General features: G+C 73.1%; 13 protein-coding genes. 8 read left to right on the forward strand and 5 right to left on the reverse strand.

Features of this window, described 5'->3' with window-relative positions; genetic code table 11:
• Nucleotides 1-3 precede the first annotated feature (3 nt).
• Complete coding sequence (locus HD597_RS07445) at nucleotides 4-876, forward strand: TIGR03620 family F420-dependent LLM class oxidoreductase (protein ID WP_253740994.1); 873 nt, start codon at nucleotides 4-6, stop codon at nucleotides 874-876.
• Nucleotides 877-898: 22 nt separating this feature from the next.
• Here HD597_RS07445 and HD597_RS07450 read toward each other — a convergent pair whose 3' ends face one another.
• Nucleotides 899-2395, reverse strand: a complete 1497-nt coding sequence (locus tag HD597_RS07450) for an LCP family protein (protein ID WP_253740995.1) — start codon at nucleotides 2393-2395, stop codon at nucleotides 899-901.
• A 170-nt stretch (nucleotides 2396-2565) separates the two neighbouring features.
• Between HD597_RS07450 and HD597_RS07455 the strand changes: the two genes are divergently transcribed.
• Together HD597_RS07455 and HD597_RS07460 are read left to right on the forward strand one after the other, a co-directional pair.
• Nucleotides 2566-3426 (forward strand): enoyl-CoA hydratase-related protein, encoded by an 861-nt coding sequence (locus HD597_RS07455; protein ID WP_253740996.1) that lies wholly within the window; start codon nucleotides 2566-2568, stop codon nucleotides 3424-3426.
• A gap of 1 nt (nucleotide 3427) precedes the next feature.
• Complete coding sequence (locus tag HD597_RS07460) at nucleotides 3428-4372, forward strand: alpha/beta hydrolase (RefSeq protein WP_253740997.1); 945 nt, start codon at nucleotides 3428-3430, stop codon at nucleotides 4370-4372.
• On the opposite strand, the gene HD597_RS07465 is transcribed toward HD597_RS07460, so the two are convergent.
• On the reverse strand, nucleotides 4345-5838 hold the full coding sequence (locus HD597_RS07465; RefSeq protein WP_253740998.1) for an alpha/beta hydrolase family protein: 1494 nt from the start codon (nucleotides 5836-5838) through the stop codon (nucleotides 4345-4347). The genes HD597_RS07460 and HD597_RS07465 overlap by 28 nt on opposite strands.
• 107 nt (nucleotides 5839-5945) lie before the next feature.
• Here HD597_RS07465 and HD597_RS07470 point away from each other — a divergent pair, with 107 nt between their 5' ends.
• Genes HD597_RS07470 through HD597_RS07480 form a run of 3 tightly spaced genes read left to right on the forward strand, consistent with a single transcriptional unit; the run spans nucleotide 5946 to nucleotide 11662 of the window.
• Nucleotides 5946-7055, forward strand: coding sequence for an exonuclease SbcCD subunit D (locus HD597_RS07470; protein ID WP_253740999.1), 1110 nt, complete (start codon nucleotides 5946-5948; stop codon nucleotides 7053-7055).
• Nucleotides 7056-10742, forward strand: coding sequence for an AAA family ATPase (locus HD597_RS07475; RefSeq protein WP_253741000.1), 3687 nt, complete (start codon nucleotides 7056-7058; stop codon nucleotides 10740-10742). It begins immediately after the preceding gene.
• Nucleotides 10743-10777: 35 nt separating this feature from the next.
• The gene (locus tag HD597_RS07480) at nucleotides 10778-11662 is read left to right on the forward strand and encodes an NAD-dependent epimerase/dehydratase family protein (RefSeq protein WP_253741001.1); all 885 of its coding nucleotides are present in this window, start codon (nucleotides 10778-10780) and stop codon (nucleotides 11660-11662) included.
• A gap of 43 nt (nucleotides 11663-11705) precedes the next feature.
• On the opposite strand, the gene HD597_RS07485 is transcribed toward HD597_RS07480, so the two are convergent.
• Nucleotides 11706-12050: a hypothetical protein gene (locus tag HD597_RS07485; protein WP_253741002.1), complete on the reverse strand. Its 345-nt coding sequence runs from the start codon at nucleotides 12048-12050 to the stop codon at nucleotides 11706-11708.
• A 56-nt stretch (nucleotides 12051-12106) separates the two neighbouring features.
• Complete coding sequence (locus tag HD597_RS07490) at nucleotides 12107-12772, reverse strand: HAD family hydrolase (RefSeq protein ID WP_253741003.1); 666 nt, start codon at nucleotides 12770-12772, stop codon at nucleotides 12107-12109.
• A 64-nt stretch (nucleotides 12773-12836) separates the two neighbouring features.
• Between HD597_RS07490 and HD597_RS07495 the strand changes: the two genes are divergently transcribed.
• Nucleotides 12837-14123: an MFS transporter gene (locus HD597_RS07495; RefSeq protein WP_253741004.1), complete on the forward strand. Its 1287-nt coding sequence runs from the start codon at nucleotides 12837-12839 to the stop codon at nucleotides 14121-14123.
• A gap of 76 nt (nucleotides 14124-14199) precedes the next feature.
• On the forward strand, nucleotides 14200-15825 hold the full coding sequence (locus tag HD597_RS07500) for an NAD(P)/FAD-dependent oxidoreductase (protein WP_253741005.1): 1626 nt from the start codon (nucleotides 14200-14202) through the stop codon (nucleotides 15823-15825).
• 24 nt (nucleotides 15826-15849) lie between these two features.
• Here the strand turns inward: HD597_RS07500 and HD597_RS07505 are convergent, their stop codons facing one another.
• Nucleotides 15850-17067 carry a LeuA family protein gene (locus HD597_RS07505; protein WP_253741006.1) on the reverse strand — a complete coding sequence of 406 codons (1218 nt, stop codon included), beginning with the start codon at nucleotides 17065-17067 and terminating at the stop codon, nucleotides 15850-15852.
• Nucleotides 17068-17073: the final 6 nt, after the last annotated feature.

Here is a 17073-nt window from a genome sequence, read left to right on the forward strand (position 1 = left end):
GACATGGGCGCGATCGAGGGCATGGACCTGGGGCGGTTCGGGGTCTGGACGTTCGACTTCGACGCCCTGCCGGCGAGCGCGATGCGCGAGTCCGTGCGGGAGCTCGAAGAGCTGGGCTGGCAGGCGATCTGGGTGCCGGAGCTGCGGGGGCGGGAGGCTCTGACGCACGCGGGCTTCCTGCTGTCCTGCACCGAGCGGATCAAGGTCGTCAACGGCATCGCGCAGATCTGGTCCCGCGAGCCCCGGTGGGCGCAGAGCGCGGCGACCCTCCTGGCCGACGCCTACCCCGGCCGTCACCTGCTCGGGCTGGGCTTCGGCGGCGAGAAGCGGTCCGAGGTGAAGCCGTTGCGGGCGATGGGCGGCTATCTGGACGCCATGGACGCGGCGGCGGGCGCCGTGCCCGCGCCGAGGGGGCGGATGCGGCGGCTGCTGGCGGCGTACGGGCCGAAGATGCTGGAGCTGGCCCGCGACCGGGCCGACGGCGCGCACACCTACCACGTGACGGTGCGGCACACGCAGCAGGCGCGGCGGACGCTGGGGGAGGGGCCGTTCCTCGGCGTGGAGCAGGCGGTGCTGTTCGAGAGCGATCCCGGCAGGGCGCGGGAGCTGGCCCGCGAGCACCTGCGCCCCTACTTCACCACGCCGTACAACATCGCCAAGTTCCTGCGCCTGGGCTACACCGAGGCGGACATCGACGGCGGCCGCGGCAGTGACAGGCTGGTGGACGACCTCGTGGTCTGGGGCGATCTCGACACGATCGCCCGCAGGCTGCACGACCACCTCGACGCGGGCGCGGACCACGTCGGGATCCAGGTCCTGGAGCCCGGAGGCTCCGCCATGCCGCACTGGCGGCGGCTCGCCGGCGCGCTGCTGTGATCTACAACGTAAAGGCGGGAGGCTAGCCCTTGGCGGCCGAGGTCCCGCAGCCTTCGGTGAGCCCCTTCGTGGGGTCGTCGCCGGTCTCCTTCGCGGGCTTCTTCGTCTTCTTGGGCGAGGGCGAGGCCGGCGACGTGGGCACGGACGAAGCGGAGGAGGAGGACGACGGGCTGGCGGAGGCCGCGACGGGCGCCTTGGTGCGGGTCGAGTCGCGCACCGCCTTGGCCGCGATGTCGCGGATCTTCTCCCAGTCCGGGTAGCCGGTGCTGATGAGCGGCGGCACGAACTGCACGCTCGTCACCTCGGCGTCCTTGACCTTCAGCGCCAGCGGCACCAGGTGCTGCAGCCAGGTGCGCGGGATGTCGGTCCTGATCAGCTCCTTGGTGGCCAGCGCGATCTGGTTGAACCTGGACAGCACGGTGCCGGGGTCCGCCTGGTCGAGGATGGCGCCGAGCACGCACCGCTGGCGGCGCATGCGGGTGTAGTCGTCGCTGTAGGTGCGCGAGCGGGCGTACCACATGGCGTCGGCGCCCTTGAGCTTGCGCGTGCCGGCCTTGACCAGGCCCTCGTTGTACTTGCCGAAGACGACGTCCTGCTCGACGGTGATGGTGACGCCGCCGACGGCGTCGATGAGGCGGGCGAAGCCCCACATGTTGACCAGGGCGTACCAGTCGACTTTGAGGCCGAGGGTGTAGCCGATGGTGTCCATGAGGACCTTGGGGCCCTGGTGCGGCTTGCCGCCGAAGATCTCGGGGTGGGCGTCGGAGTACTCCCAGACGCTGTTGAGCAGGTCGCTGGAGCCGCCGTTGGCGTCCTTGGGCAGGTCGAAGCCGTTGGGGAAGCGGCGGGCCATCGGGGTGCCGGGGCGGAAGCGCACGTCCTCGAGGTTGCGGGGGAGGCTGAACAGGACGGTGTTGCCGGTCTTCACGTCGATGCTGGCGAGGTTCATGCTGTCGGTGCGGACGCCGACGCGGTTGTCGTCGGCGTCGCCGCCGAGCAGCAGGATGTTGACGCGGTCGCGGCCGGCCCAGGGGTCCTCGGGCTCGGGCTCGGGCGCCGGGGGCTCGCCCTCGTTCTCGGGGGCCTTGAAGATGTTGTCGAGTGCCTGGCGGGAGGTGCTGGCCGTCTGCGCGGCGAATCCGAAGGGGATCACGACCACGACGGCGAGCAGGCCGGCCGCGGTGCCGGCGAGGATCTGCCCTGACTGCGCGAGCCGGCCGGGCCGCAGCACCACGAACGAGTGGACGATCAGGCCGAACCAGGCCAGCCCGAGGACGATGGCGCCGAACATGATGGTGGCGAGCCAGGAGTCCTTGGTGACCGAGCCGGCCAGGTTGCCGATGTCGTTCATGAGGACGAAGGCGAGCAGGCCCAGCAGGAGGGCGGCGTAGAGGGAGATGAGGACGAGGCCCGTCTTGCGCCGGCCGGCACGCAGATGAGCGGCCCCGGGCGCGAGTGCCGCCAGCACCAGCCACCCGAGGACCGCCCCGGCGCTCGTTGGTTCCTTAGCCTGCCGCACGCCTTCCCCGTTTCCCCGCGAATTCCACCATAGGCGCAAAGTCCGCAACCTGCGGTGAACCGCATGGGTGCGGTCGCCTCAGGCTCCCATAGGGGCGGCAGCCTATGCATCAGATACGAAATATGTCTTTATCGGAGGGTGAACATCAGTAACCGAATAAGATTCGGGGCATGGCCTTCACGGAGATCGAGTACGGGGTGACCGATCGCATCGCCACCGTCACATTGAAGCGTCCCGAACGGCTCAACGCGTTCACCTTTACGATGCGCGGGGAGTTGATCGAGGCTTTCGATCTCGCCGACGCCGATGACGACGTGCGCGCGGTCGTGGTGACCGGGGCCGGCCGGGCGTTCTGCGCCGGCGCGGACCTCGGCGGCGGAGGCGGCACGTTCGGGCACCGTCAGGAAGGCGAGACGGTGGACGGGGCGCCGCGTGACGGCGGCGGCACGGTCGCGCTGCGGATCGCCCGCTCGTTCAAGCCCGTCATCGGCGCCGTCAACGGGCCGGCCGTGGGGGTCGGCGTCACGATGACGCTGCCGATGGACGTGCGGCTGGCGTCGGAGTCGGCGCGGTTCGGCTTCGTGTTCGCGCGGCGCGGGATCGTCACGGAGGCGGCGTCGAGCTGGTTCCTGCCCAGGATCGTGGGCATCGCCCAGGCCATGGAGTGGGCGGCGACCGGCCGGGTCTTCCCCGCGTCCGAGGCGCTGGAGGGGCGGCTGGTCTCGCGCGTCTACCCGCAGGAGGAGCTGCTCCCGGCGGCGTACGCGCTGGCCCGGGAGATCGCCGACAACACCTCGGGCGTCTCCGTGGCCGCCGTCCGGCGGCTACTGTGGTCGGGCCTGTCGGCGTCCTCGCCCTGGGAGGCGCACGCCGCGGACTCCCGCCTGATGAGCGAGCTGGGCGGCGCGCCCGACGCGAGGGAGGGCGTGACGGCGTTCCTGGAGAAGCGGCAGGCCGACTTCCCGATGAAGGTGAGCCAGGATCTGCCGCCCGGTGTGCCGTCGTGGCCGGACGATCCCTATGGTGTCTAGCATGTACGAGACCACCGTGCTGCCGATGCCCGACGACTTCGAGGGCCAGGTCGTGGCGACGCTGGTGAGCAGGAGGGCCGAGGCGGGCTCCCGCCGGGCGGTGCTCTACCTGCACGGGTTCACCGACTACTTCTTCCAGGACCACCTGGCCGAGCACTACGTGCAGCGCGGCATCGACTTCTACGCCCTCGACCTGCGCAAGTACGGCCGCTCGCTGCTGCCGCACCAGACCAGGGGGCTGATCAGGAGCGTCACCGACTACTTCCCGGAGATCGACGAGGCCGTGCGGATCATCCGCCGCGACCACGACGAGGTGACGATCAACGCCCATTCCACGGGCGGCCTGATCGCGCCGCTGTGGGCGGACCGGGTGCGCGGCCGGGGCCTGGTGCAGGGGCTCGTGCTCAACAGCCCGTTCTTCGACCTCAACGTGCCCGCTCCGATGCGGCTGGCGGCCGACCTGCTCAGGACGCCGCTGTCGTACAGCCGGCGGGCGCTGCCGCTGGGCTCCAGCACCGTCTACGGGCGGACGCTGCACCGCGACGAGCAGGGCGAGTGGAACTACGACCTGGAGCTCAAGCCGCTGGGCGGTTTCTCCGTGCACGCCATGTGGCTGGCCGCGATCCGGCGGGCGCAGCGGCGGCTGCACCAGGGCCTGTCGGTGGACGTGCCGGTGCTGGTGCTCGCCTCCTCGACCGGGCTGCGGGTGCGCGACTTCGTGCCGGAGGCGCGCTCGGCCGACATCGTGCTCGACCCGCGGCACATCGCCCGCTGGTCCACCTCGCTGGGGCCGCACGTGACGTGCGTGCGGATCCCGGACGGGCTGCACGACCTGGTGCTGTCGGCCGAGCCGGCGCGCAAGCAGGTCTTCGCCGAGCTGGACCGCTGGATGGCCGCCTACCTGGGACAGCCGGCGGGTCACCAGGGGAACGAGAACAGGCCGTAGTAGGCGGCGGCCACCAGCAGCAGGCCGGTGCCGCCGAGCACGCCCCCGACGGCCACGTGCTGCCACCGGCTGGGCTGCAGGCCCTCGCGCAGCGCCGAGACGTACGCCGCCACCGCCGTGACCTCCTGGATCAGCATCAGCACGGCGAGCAGCCGCACCACCAGCCAGCCGGCCAGCACGGCGGGCCACGCGCCCGCCTGGTTGACCGAGAACAGCACCAGCAGCGTGATGAACGCCACCACCGAGGCCAGCAGGCCGAGCCCCGTCCAGGCCATCCGGCTGAGCCTGCGCCTGATCGGCGGCCACAGCCTGGCGTTGGTCTCGACGGGGGTCTGCCGGCGGTGGCGCAGGCGTACGACCACGGCGGCGACCGGGCCGGCCACGTAGCCGACGGCGGCCAGGCAGATGGTCAGGCCGAGCATCGTGCCGCCGGCGTACCAGGGGGCCGCGGGCACGTCGCTGGCCTCGAACCGCTGGACGGGCGTGGCGCCGGCCATGTGCACGGGAGGTCTGGACGTGCCGGGCAGGCCCTTGATCCAGTTGGCCAGGGTCTCGAGGTATCCCTTGGTGAAGGGGCCGCCCTTGACGCGCATGGCGTGGTCGCCGTTGGCCATGAAGCGGATCGTGTAGTCGTCGTTGCCCGCCTTGTGCATGGCCGTGATGAGCGCCTTGGTGGACTCGACGAAGGGGATCGAGGGGTCGGTGGTGCCGTAGAAGGCCAGGACCGGCTGCTTGACCTGGCTTAAGGCGGGCATCGCGTCGTAGCGCAGGAAGTCGAAGCCGACGCCGCCCATCGCCCTGGTCAGCAGGTCGCGGGCGCCGATGGGGGCGCGCAGCCGCAGGAGCTGCTCGTTGAGCGCCCAGGCGACCTGGCGCAGCGGGGAGACGTTCGGCGAGGACACCAGCACCATGAACCCGACCGACGAGCTCTTGGCGGCCGCGATGGGCGCCACCCAGCCGCCTTCCGAGACGGCCCAGATGCCGACGCGGTCGGGATCCACCTCGGGGCGGGTGCGCAGGTACTCCACCATCCGCAGCGCGTCGTCGGCGAGCAGCCCGAAGTCGCGGTCGCGGAAGTTGTAGCCGATCGTGCGCTTGTCGAACGCGATCGTCGCGACGCCCGCCTTGGCCAGGTACTCCGCCTGCGGCGTGAACTCCGTGCGCGAGCCGTTGCCCGAGCCCGACACGAACACCATCGCCGGATGGCGCCCAGGTGTGAGCGGCACCCGGAGCGTGCCCTCCAGCCGCTGGGCCTCCGCCGGGATCGAGATCTCCTCGCTGCGGACCGGATCCACGGCCACCACAGGCTTCAGCTCGCCGCCCGGCTGCGCCGGGATCGACTGGAAGGCTGGATCCACCTTGAGCGGCGGTGGGTCGAACGCGGGTGGCAGTACGTATCCGACCGAAGCGAGAGCCACCAGCACCAGACCGGCGGCGACGCTCAAGGTGCCACGGCCAGTGCGCATTGGCCTCCCCATGTGCGTTGGTTTGCCCGCTGATCTTCCAGCCTACTCCCAGCGTGTGGGACTGGAGGTACCTCATTTGTCGGTGAGACCTGTTAGCTTCCTGCGACATGCGGATCCTGCACACCTCCGACTGGCATCTCGGGCGCTCCTTCCACCGGGAGAGCCTGCTCTCGGCGCAGGCGGCGTTCGTCGATCACCTGGTGGAGACGGTGCTGGCCGAGCAGGTCGACGTGGTGGCGGTGGCCGGCGACGTCTACGACAGGGCGCTGCCGCCGGTCGACGCGGTCGCGCTGCTCGACGAGGCGCTCGGGCGGCTGCGTGGGGCCGGGGCGCGGGTGGTGCTGATCAGCGGCAACCACGACTCGGCGCTGCGGCTGCGGTTCGGCTCGGCGCTGTTCGAGGCGGCGGGGGTGCACGTGCGCACCTCGCCCGACCAGTCGTGGGAGCCGGTGCTGGTCGACGGCGTCGCCTTCTACGGCATCCCGTACCTGGAGCCCGAGCTGGTGCGCGCGGCGTGGGAGCTGCCCGACCGCAGTCACACGGCGGCGATCTCCCATGCGATGACGCGCATCAGGGCCGATGCCGTACGCCACCGGGCGTCGGTGGTGCTGTCGCACTGCTTCGTGACGGGCGGGCAGGTCAGCGACAGCGAGCGCGACATCAGCGTGGGCGGGGTGGCGCACGTGCCGCTGCAGGTGTTCGACGGGGTCGACTACGTGGCGCTGGGCCACCTGCACGGGCGGCAGCGCATGTCGGAGACCGTTCGTTACTCCGGCTCGCCGCTGGCGTACTCCTTCTCCGAGGTGGGGCATCTCAAGGGGTCGTGGCTGGTGACGCTGGGCGAGGGGGCGGAGTTCGTCCCCGCTCCGGTGCCGCGTCCGGTCGGCCGGTTGCGCGGGGAGCTGGAGGAGCTGCTGACGCTGCCCGCCTACGAGGGCTACGAGGACCACTGGCTGCAGGTCGTGCTCACCGACGCCGTCCGCCCGAAATCCGCCATGGAGCGGCTGCGCGCCCGCTTCCCGCACACCCTCGCCCTCTCCTTCGACCCGGTGGGCGCCGCACCCGCCGCGCAGCCCGTGCGCCTCAGCGGGCGGCCGGAGGCGGAGGTGGCGCTCGACTTCGTCCGGGAGGTGCGCGGCGAGCCTGCCGCACCTGAGGAGGAAGACCTGCTAAGACAGGCCATCGAGGCGTCCAGGGTGAAGGAGACGATGGCGTAGATGCGGCCGCACCGGCTCACGCTCACGGCGTTCGGGTCCTTCCCGGGCACCGAGACGGTCGACTTCGACGCCCTGTCGGCGGCCGGGCTCTTCCTCGTCCACGGGCCCACCGGGGCGGGCAAGACCACGATCCTCGACGCGCTGTGCTTCGCCCTCTACGGGCAGGTGCCCGGGCAGCGCAACAGCGCCCGCAGCCTGCGTTGCGACCACGCCCCGCCGTCGGTGGGGCCGTCGGTGGCGCTGGAGGTGACGATCAGGGGGCGCTTACTGCGCATCCAGCGCTCCCCGGCCTGGCTGCGGCCCAAGCTGCGGGGGTCCGGGGTCACCGAGGAGAAGTCCAAGGTGGTGCTGTCGGAGTGGCAGGGGGGCGACTGGCACGGGCTGACCACGCGGCTCGACGAGGCCGGCGACCTGGTGGGCGGGCTGCTCGGGATGAACGCCGATCAGTTCTGCCAGGTGGCGATGTTGCCGCAGGGCGATTTCGCGCGGTTCCTGCGGGCTGATGGGGATGAGCGGTCGAAGCTGCTGGAGCGGCTGTTCACCGTCAAGATCTTCACTTCTGCGGAGTCGTGGCTGGCCGAGCACCGCAAGCTCGCCTGGCGGGAGGCGCAGGAGCTGCGGCAGGAGGTGGACTTCGCCGTCAAGCGGGTGGAGGAGGCCGCGGGCGACGACCTCTCCGCTGCACTGACCGCCGAGGTACTGGACGCGCCGAGGGCTGATCCCGCGGCGCCGCCGGCCCTCTTCGACCTGCCCGCCGCGGAGCGACCGAGCACGTCCGAAGCCGGCGCGTCGGAGGACGGTGGCGGGGCGGGCGAGGAGGTGCCGTCGCCGGAAACCGATCCTGTGCGGTGGGCGGGCGCCCTGCTGGCCGCCGCGCGAGCCGTCGTGCTGCGCGCCGACGAGGAGCACGTGGCGGCCGGCCAGCAACTGCGGGCGGCGCGGGCGCGTTTCGAGGGGGCCGCCGCGCTCGCCGACCGCCGGCGCCGCCACGCCGAGGCGCTCACCCTGCGCCGCACCCTCGACGAGCGCGCCGACGAGCGGGCCGACCTGCAGGCGATCCTGGACGACGCCGCCAGGGCCGACCGCGTGGTCCCGCTCCTCACGGCCGCCCGCCAGCGCTCGGAGGCCGCCACCAAGGCCCGCACGCTGGCCGCCGACGCCCTCGCCCGCGCCCGCCCCCTCCTTTCCGCCACCGGCCCGGCCCACGACCAGGACCACGACCAGGACCAGGACCAGGACCTCACGGCGTACCGGAGCACGGAGCCGTCCGTGGCCGAGCTGGCCGGGTTGGAACGGCGGCGGCAGGACGAGGTCGCGCGGCTGTCCGAGCTGCTCACCGAGGAGGCCCGCCTGTCGGTGGTGCGGCGCGACCTGCTGCGCGTCGAGCAGGAGCTGGCCGAGCTGGTACGCGCCGACGAGGCCGTGGCCGCGCGGCTGGCCGTGCTGCCCGGGCTGATCGAGCAGGCCGAGGCCAGGCTGGCCGGGGCGCGGGTGGACGCCGCGAGGATCCCGGCCGCGCGGGCCGTTCGCGACGCCGCAGCCCACCTGATCGAGATCGACGGCGAGCTGGCCAGGCTGGCGGGGGAGCTGGACGCGCTGGCCCAGCGCGAGGCAGAGGTGGCCGCCGCCGAGGCCGAGCTCCCCGCACGGCTCGCCGACGCGAGCGCCGCCCTGGCCGAGGTGCGTGCGCAGGCGGCGGTCATCCCCGCCGCGACCGCGAGCCTCGACGCCGCCAGGGCCGCGCTGGAGGCCGCCCACCGGCGGGAGGCGCTGGCGGCGGAGCTGGAGGCGGCCGTCGCCGCGCACCAGGTGCTGGTGGACCAGGCGCAGGCGTTGCGCGAGCGCTGGCTCGACCTGCGGCAGGCCCGCATCGACGGCATGGCGGCCGAGCTGGCGCGCGAGCTGTCCGACGGGCGGCCGTGCGCGGTGTGCGGCTCCGAGCACCACCCGCACCCGGCCTCCCCGGCCGAGAGCGCTCCTTCGGCCGACGACGAGCAGGAGGCCGAGGGCGCCCACGAAGCCGCCCTGGCCGAGCGCGAGGCCGCCGAGCGGGCGCTCGCGTCGCTGGAGTCCCGGCACGCCGACGCGGTCGAGGCCACCGGCGGGCTGGATGTGGCGGCGGCGGGGGATCGGGTGGAGCTGGCCGAGCAGGAGGTGTTCCGCCTGCAGGCGGTGGCCGATCGCGAGCCCGCCCTGGCCGCCGCGCTGGAACGGGTCGAGATCGATCGCGAGCGGGTTCGCGACCAGTCGAGGGAGCTGGCCGAGGCCCTGGCCGCCCACCGCGCCCACCACCGCCACCTGGAGTCCGAACGGGTCCGCGTCCGCACGCAGCTCGCCCAGGCCGTCACGCCCGGCGCGCAGGGTGCAGTGACCGGCGACGGGCCGGGCGTGGGCGAGGAGGGTCGCACTGCGAAGGCCGGGGAGGTGGACGGTGAGCGGGTGCTGGCCGGGGCCGAGCGGGAGTTGCGCAGGCTGGAGGCGTCGGCGGGCCGGGAGCGGGCGCTGGCCGAGGAGGCCGCGGGGCTGCGGCGCGAGTGGCAGGAGCTGGAGGAGCGGGGCCGCCGGGTCGCGGCGAGGCTGGCGGCCGGGCGTACCAGGCATGAGGAGCTGAGCGGCGACGCCGGGCGGCTGAGCGCGAGGCTGGATGCGGCGCGCGGCGACGACGCCACCCTGACCGCCCGCCTGTCGAGGCTGCACGACGAGGCGGAGCTGCTGCGCGAGGCGCTGGAGGCGACGCAGGCGGCGGTGGCGGCCGGGGAGGAGCTGGAGCGGGCCGGGCGGGCGGCCGGGGAGGCTGCGGAGGAGGCCGGGTTCGGGGACGTGCGGGAGGCGGAGGCCGCCTACCGGAGCGTCGCCGAGCGGGAGAGCAAGGCGGAGCTGCTGCGCAGGCTGGACGACGAGCACGCGGCCGTCACCGGCGTCCTGGCCGACCCGGAGCTGGTGGCCGCCGCGGCGGAGCCGGCGCCGGACCTGGCGGCGATCGGGGCCGAGCGGGACGCGCTGGAGCAGGCGTACACGAGGCTGGCCAGCGCCCGCGACCGGGCCGGGGCGCGGGCGCGGCGGCTGGAGGAGCTGTGCGGCGAGCTGTCCGGCCGCATCGAACGCTGGCGTCCCGCGGCCGACAGGCACCGGCTGGCCGAGCGGATGGCGGCGCTGGCCAGCGGCACCTCGAACGACAACCAGTGGAGCATGAGCCTGTCGTCGTTCGTGCTGGGCGAGCGGCTGCGCCAGGTGGTGGCGGCGGCGAACGAGCGGCTGGACCACATGTCGGGCGGCCGCTACCTGCTGCGGCACGACCTGCGCAAGACGGCGGGCTCGCGGGCCCGCGCGGGCGGCGGGCTCGGGCTGCGGGTGGCCGACGGGTGGACCGGCGTCGACCGGGATCCGGCCACGCTGTCCGGCGGCGAGAGCTTCATCACCTCGCTGGCCCTGGCGCTGGGGCTGGCCGACGTCGTCACGGCGGAGGCGGGTGGCGCGGAGCTGGGCACGCTGTTCGTGGACGAGGGGTTCGGCACGCTCGACGAGGACACGCTCGACGGCGTGCTGGACATCCTCGACGGGCTGCGCGACGGCGGCCGGGCCGTGGGCCTCGTCAGCCACGTGGCCGAGCTGCGCTCCCGGATCACGGCGCAGCTCAAGGTGACCAAGACGCGCACGGGCTCCACGCTCAAGGCCGTGGGAGTCTGACAGCAGCACCCCGGGATCTACCTAAGGAGCCATCGATGCGTGTCGTCGTCACCGGAGCCCACGGCAAGGTCGGCAGGGCGGCCGTCAGCGCCCTGGCCGCGGCGGGTCACGAGGTGACCGCCACCGATCTGACGCGCCCGGTCTGGGAGCGGCGCGAGCCTGGTGAGCCGCGTTACGTGCAGGCCGACCTGACGGACGCGGGGCAGGCGTTCGCCGTCGTACGCGAGGCCGAGGCGGTGGTGCACGCGGCGGCCATCCCCGACCCGACGGCCAACGCGCCGCAGGTGGTGTTCCAGAACAACCTGATGGCGACGTTCAACGTGCTGGAGGCGGCGGTGCGGTTCGGGGTGCCGCGGTTCGTGAACATCTCCAGCGAGACCGTCCCCGGGTTCTTCTTCGCCGAGCGGTCGTTCCTGCCCGACTACGCGCCGGTGGACGAGGAGCACCCGACCCGGCCGCAGGATCCGTACGCGCTGGCCAAGCACTTCGGCGAGCAGCTCATGGACGCGGCGGTGCGCCGCTCGGACATCCGCTGCATCTCGCTGCGCCCGAGCTGGGTGCAGCACGAGGGCAACTACGAGCGCAACCTCGGCCCGCAGGTCCGCGACAGCTCCCAGGCGGGCGCGGGGCTGTGGAGCTACATCGACGTGTACGACCTGGCGGACGCGATCGTGCTGGCCGCCGAGTCGGACCTGCCCGGGCACGAGGTGTTCTACATCGCCTCGCCCGACAACGCGGGCGGGCACGACTTCGCCGCCATGCTGCACCGCTACTTCGGCGACCGGATCGAGTTGCGGCCGCTGGCCCGCCCCGACGCCTCGGGCATCTCCTGCGCCAAGGCGCACCGGCTGCTCGGCTGGGCGCCGAAGCGGTCGTGGCGCGACTACCTGGACGAGAACGGCCGCACCCGTCAGGGGTGATGACGGAGCCCGACGAGGCCGCCGGGCAGGCTCTGCGCGGTGATCAGGGTGAGGGGCGCGGCGGCGGGGCGGTCGCCTTACCAGATGCGGGTGGCATGCTCGCCGGCCAGGCACGGGTGGAGCAGGCTGACCTCGTCCACCAGCCCGGCCGCGCGCAGCGCCTCCCACCGGCCGACCCGGCCGCGGCCGTCCACGACGGCCGGCAGGGGCCGCCGGGCGCGGGGCCGGAGAGGTCGCCGCCCGCCAGGGCCTGCTCCTGGGCGAGGACGGCGTCGGCCCCCGCCAGGGTGAGGTCTTCCTTCCAGGTCTGCGCGAGCCGGTAGAAGCGGGTGACGTCCGGCTGGAATCCCGTGGTGGCCCCGTCGGCGGACACAGCGACGTGGGCCACCACGTAAGGACGTTGCGTGCCTGAAGGCGTGGCCTCACGGTAGTTGACGCGATGAGTCAGTCGAGGGCGGCGATCAGGTCGGGCAGCGTGGCCGGGTCGTGGAAGAGCGTCGCGCCCAGGCCGGTCAGCCGGGCGGGAGGCGTCAGGCCGCCGGCGAAGGCGAAGCAGCGCATGCCGGCGCGCATCGCCGCCGTCACGCCGAACGGGCTGTCCTCCACCACCACGCAGCGCCCGGGCTCGGCGCCCATCGTGGCCGCGGCGTGCAGGAACAGGTCGGGCTCCGGCTTGCCCCTGGCGACGTCCTCGGCGCTGAACACCCGCCCGTCGAACCTGCCGGCGAGCCCGGTCAGCTCCAGGCTGCGGCGGATGGTCGGGTGCCGGCCGTTGGAGGCCACGCAGTAGGGGATGGACAGCCGGTCGAGTGCCGCCTCGATGCCGTCGATCGCGCACAGCTCGGCGGCGATGGCGGCGGCGTAGTCGGCGTTGACCTGCTCGCGCCAGCCCGGCGGGGTCTGGCCGACCTGCTCGGCCCAGTACTCGTTCGTGCAGCCCACGAACCGCTCGGCGTACTCGGTCTCGTCGATGTCCCAGCCGAGCCGCCGCAGCGCGGCGGTGCCCACGCGTACGGAGATCGGCTCGCTGTCCACGAGCACCCCGTCACAGTCGAAGATCACCAGCTCGACGGTCAAACCGTCCCCCTTCTCCCGGGCGATACGTGACATTGCGCAGGTGGTAGCGTCTGTGTATCGCTTCACAAGACGCTAGTCCGCATAGTGAGACAACCCCATGACGACTTCCCCCCCGACCGCGGCGCCCAGCCGGTCGCGGATCGCGGCGGCCAGCCTCATCGGCACCGCGATCGAATTCTATGATTTCTACATCTACGGCACCGCCGCGGCCCTGGTGCTGAACACCGCGTTCTTCCCCAAGATGGACTCGGTGGCGGGCACGCTGGCCTCGTTCTCGACGTTCGCCGTGGCGTTCATCTCGCGGCCGCTCGGCTCGGCCGTGTTCGGGCACTGGGGCGACCGCGTCGGCCGCAAGTCCATGCTGGTCGTCTCGCTGCTGGTGATGGGCCTGTCGACGGTCCTGATCGGCCTGCTGCCCGGCTACGCCGCGATCGGCGTGATCGCGCCCGTGCTGCTGGTGCTGCTGCGCTTCACGCAGGGCATCGGCCTCGGCGGCGAGTGGGGCGGCGCGGCGCTGCTGGCCACCGAGCACGCGCCGCCCGGCAAGCGCGGCCTGTACGCGATGTTCCCGCAGCTCGGCCCGTCGGCCGGGTTCATCGTGGCCAACGGGCTGTTCCTGATCCTCGGCGCCACGCTGAGCGACGGGGAGTTCGAGAGCTGGGGCTGGCGGCTGCCGTTCGTGGCGAGCCTGCTGCTGGTCGTGGTCGGCCTGTACGTGCGGCTGAAGATCTCCGAGACACCCGTCTTCCAGGCGGCCATGGACCAGCGCCGGATCGCCAAGGTGCCGTTCGCCGGGCTCATGCGGCACCAGTGGCGGCGCGTGCTGCTCGGCGCCGGCGCCATGACCGTCGCCTACACGCTCTTCTACACCGCCACCACCTACTGCCTGGCCTACGGCACCGACACCCTGCGGATCCCGCGCACCACGATGCTCGCGCTGACCATGGTCGGCGTGGTGTTCATGGCGGCGGGCACGGTCGTCTCGGCCCTGGTGTCCGACCGGGTGGGCCGCCGCCGGACGCTGATCTGGGGCACGGTCGCGGCCGTCGTGTGGGGGCTCGTGATGTTCCCGCTGATGGAGACGCGCTCGATCTTCCTGGTCGGGCTGGCGCTGGCCGGGGCGCTCGCGCTGATGGGGCTCGTCTTCGGGCCGATGGGGGCGTACCTGCCGGAGCTGTTCAGGACCGAGTACCGCTACAGCGGCGCGTCCGTCGCCTACAGCCTCGGCGGCGTGCTCGGTGGCGCGGTGCCGCCGCTGGTCGCGACCGGCATGCAGGCCGGCGGGCTGGGCGTGATGGCGATCGGCGCGTACGTCTCCGCGATGGCGCTGCTGAGCCTGCTCTGCCTGCTCGCCCTGCCGGAGACCGGCGACCGGACGCTCTGAAGATTTCGCCGGAACGTGTCACGAATGGCGCGGCTGTCCCGTCCATGGGGTGTAGAACCCGAAAGGAGACGGGGCAATGAGGAAGCACATCCTGATCGTCGGTGGCGGATACGTCGGCATGTACACCGCGATGGGGCTGCGTAAGCTGGTCCGTTCCGGCGAGGTGACCGTCACCGTGGTCGACCCGCGCGGCTACATGACCTACATGCCGTTCCTCGCCGAGGCGGTGGGCGGCTCGATCGAGCCGCGCCACGTGGCCGCCCCGCTCGGGCAGGTGCTCAAGGGCATGCGGGTGCTGACCGGCCGCGTCACGCGGGTGGAGCACGAGGCGCGCAGCGCCGAGTTCCAGCCGGTCCAGGGCCCGGCCAGGACGATCGAGTACGACATCCTCGTCATGGCGGCCGGCTCGATCACCCGCGGGCTGCCCATCCCGGGGCTGGCCGAGCACGCGGTCGGCTTCAAGAGCATCGGCGAGGCCGTGCACCTGCGCAACCGCGTGCTGGCCGGCCTCGCCGCCGCCGCCTCCACCGACGACGAGCTGATCCGGCGCAGGGCGCTGACGTTCGTGGTGGTCGGCGGCGGGTTCTCGGGCGTCGAGGCGCTGGCCGAGATGCAGGGGCTGGCAGACGAGGCCGTCCGCTACCACGAAGGGATCGAGGCCGCCGACCTGAGCTGGACGCTCGTCGAGGCCAACGACCACATCCTGCCCGAGCTGCACGCCGACCTCGGCCGCTGGACCGTGGACGCGCTGCGCAAGCGCGCCGTGGACGTGCGGCTCGGCACCCGGCTCACCTCGCTGGCGGGCGGGGTGACGGTGCTCTCGGACGGGACCGAGCTCGACGCCGGCACGGTCGTGTGGGCGGCGGGCGGGCGGCCCAGCCCGCTCGCGGCGGCCAGCGGGCTGCCGGTGGACCGCATCGGGCGGCTCCTCGCGACCGAGTACCTGACGGTGGCGGGCGTCGAGGACGCCTTCACGGCCGGTGACGGGGCCGCCGTGCCCGACCTGACCCGGCCGGGCGAGTTCACCGCGCCCAACGCCCAGCACGCGGTGCGGCAGGCCAAGCTGCTGGGGCGGAACCTGGTCGCGTACGTGCGGGGGCGGCGGCTCAAGGCGTACCGGCACGCCTACCTCGGCTCGGTCGCCGGGCTCGGCCACCACCAGGGGGTCGCCCAGGTGTACCGGATCAAGCTCACCGGCGTGCTCGGGTGGCTGGCGCACCGGGCCTACCACCTGGGGTGGGTGCCGACGATGCGGCACAAGGCCGCTGTGCTGGCCGACTGGCTGCTGGCGGGGCTGTTCCGGCGCGAGACGGTGCGGCTGGAGGCGATCGAGCACGCGGACGAGGACTTCCGCCAGGCGCTGACCGCCGACCAGTCGGGCCCGGCCGTCCGCCCGGCCGCACCCCCGGCCCCCGCCCACGAAGCTCCGGCCGCGACTGCGGCCCCGGTCCACGAAGCTCCGGCCGCCCGACCGGCCGTCGAGGCCGTTCAGGGCGCGCAGGCCGTTCAGGGTGTCCAGGCCGTCCAGGGTGATCAGGCCGTTCAGGGTGTGCCGGCCGGCGAGCAGGCCGGCTCGGACGAGCCTCGGACTCCGGCCGCGGCGAAGCCCGGCCAGGACATCCGTCAGACGCCCGGCCCGGATGCCCGCCGGACGCCCGCCGCGAAGCCCGGCCCGGATGCCCGTCAGGCGCCCGCCGCGTGAGCGCCGGGCCTGACCGGCCGGCGGTCAGGCGTACCCGGGGAACATCAGCGACAACTCGCGCGGGTAGGCCGCGATCAGACGCAACTCGTCGTCCGTGAGCGGCCTGCCCGTCATCGCGTTGCAGAGCTGCACCAGCCGGAACGACTCGTCCTCGTCGGCCACCTCGGCCCCGAGCCCGTCCATGACGTGGCGGAACCCGGCCTTGCCGCCGTACTCGCCGGTCAGCACCACCCGGCCCGGCCGCCCGTGCCAGTCCTCGGGGAACGGCCCCAGCGTCGCCTCGTCGTACAGCTCGTAGTTGCCGTGGTCCTTCAGCGCGCCGTCCGCGTGGATGCCCGACTCGTGCGCGAACGCGTTGCGCCCCACCCCCACCTGGTTGTACGGCAGCGGCTGCCCCAGCGCGTAACTGGCCCACAGCCCGAACCGGCGGGCCCACTCCAGGTTCAGCGCGTCCCCGATCTGCGCAGGCTCCAGCCCGAACCCGTGACGGAAGGCCAGGATCGTGGAGAGCAGGTCGGCGTTGCCCGAGCGCTCGCCGATGCCGTTCACGCAGGTGTTGATCCACGCGTCCTGCCCGGCGTCGAGGTCGCCGAGGGCTCCCGACACGGAGTTGGCGACGGCCATGCCCAGGTCGTTGTGGCAGTGGGTCTCGACGGGCATCGCGGTGGCGGAGGCCAGCTTGGCGAAGCGCTCGCGGATCCGGTCGGGCGTGTCGCCGCCGATGGTGTCGCAGTAGCGTACGCGGTCGGCGCCCGCCTGCTTGGCCGCCAGCGCGAACTCCAGCAGGAACCCGTCATCCGTACGCGAGCCGTCCTCGGCGTTCACCCCGACGGTCAGCGCGCCCGCGTCCTTGGCCACGCGGACCGCCGCCGCCATCTCCCTGATGATCGCGTCCCTGTCCAGCCGGCCGCGGAACTTGTTCTGGATCATGTAGTCGGACGTCGAGATGGACAGGTTGTAGTGCCGCAGGCCGAGCGGCGCGGCCTTCTCCACGTCCTGCGGCACGCCCCGGCACCACCCGGACAGCCTCAGCTCCCCGAACGCCCCCGCCTGCGCCAGCGCCACCTGCGCCCGGACGTAGGGGACCTCGTGGAAGAGGAACGGGAAGCCGATCTCGGACTGAGCCACGCCGAGCTTGGCCAGATAGAAGTTGACCATGGTCTTGCCGAACTTCGACAGGCCGGTGCGCGCGGTCTGCACGCCGTCCCGGTTGGTGACGTCGAGGAAGTGAACTTTTGGCATGTCCTC

The organism is Nonomuraea thailandensis (genome assembly GCF_024172165.1).
GTDB lineage: Bacteria > Actinomycetota > Actinomycetes > Streptosporangiales > Streptosporangiaceae > Nonomuraea > Nonomuraea thailandensis.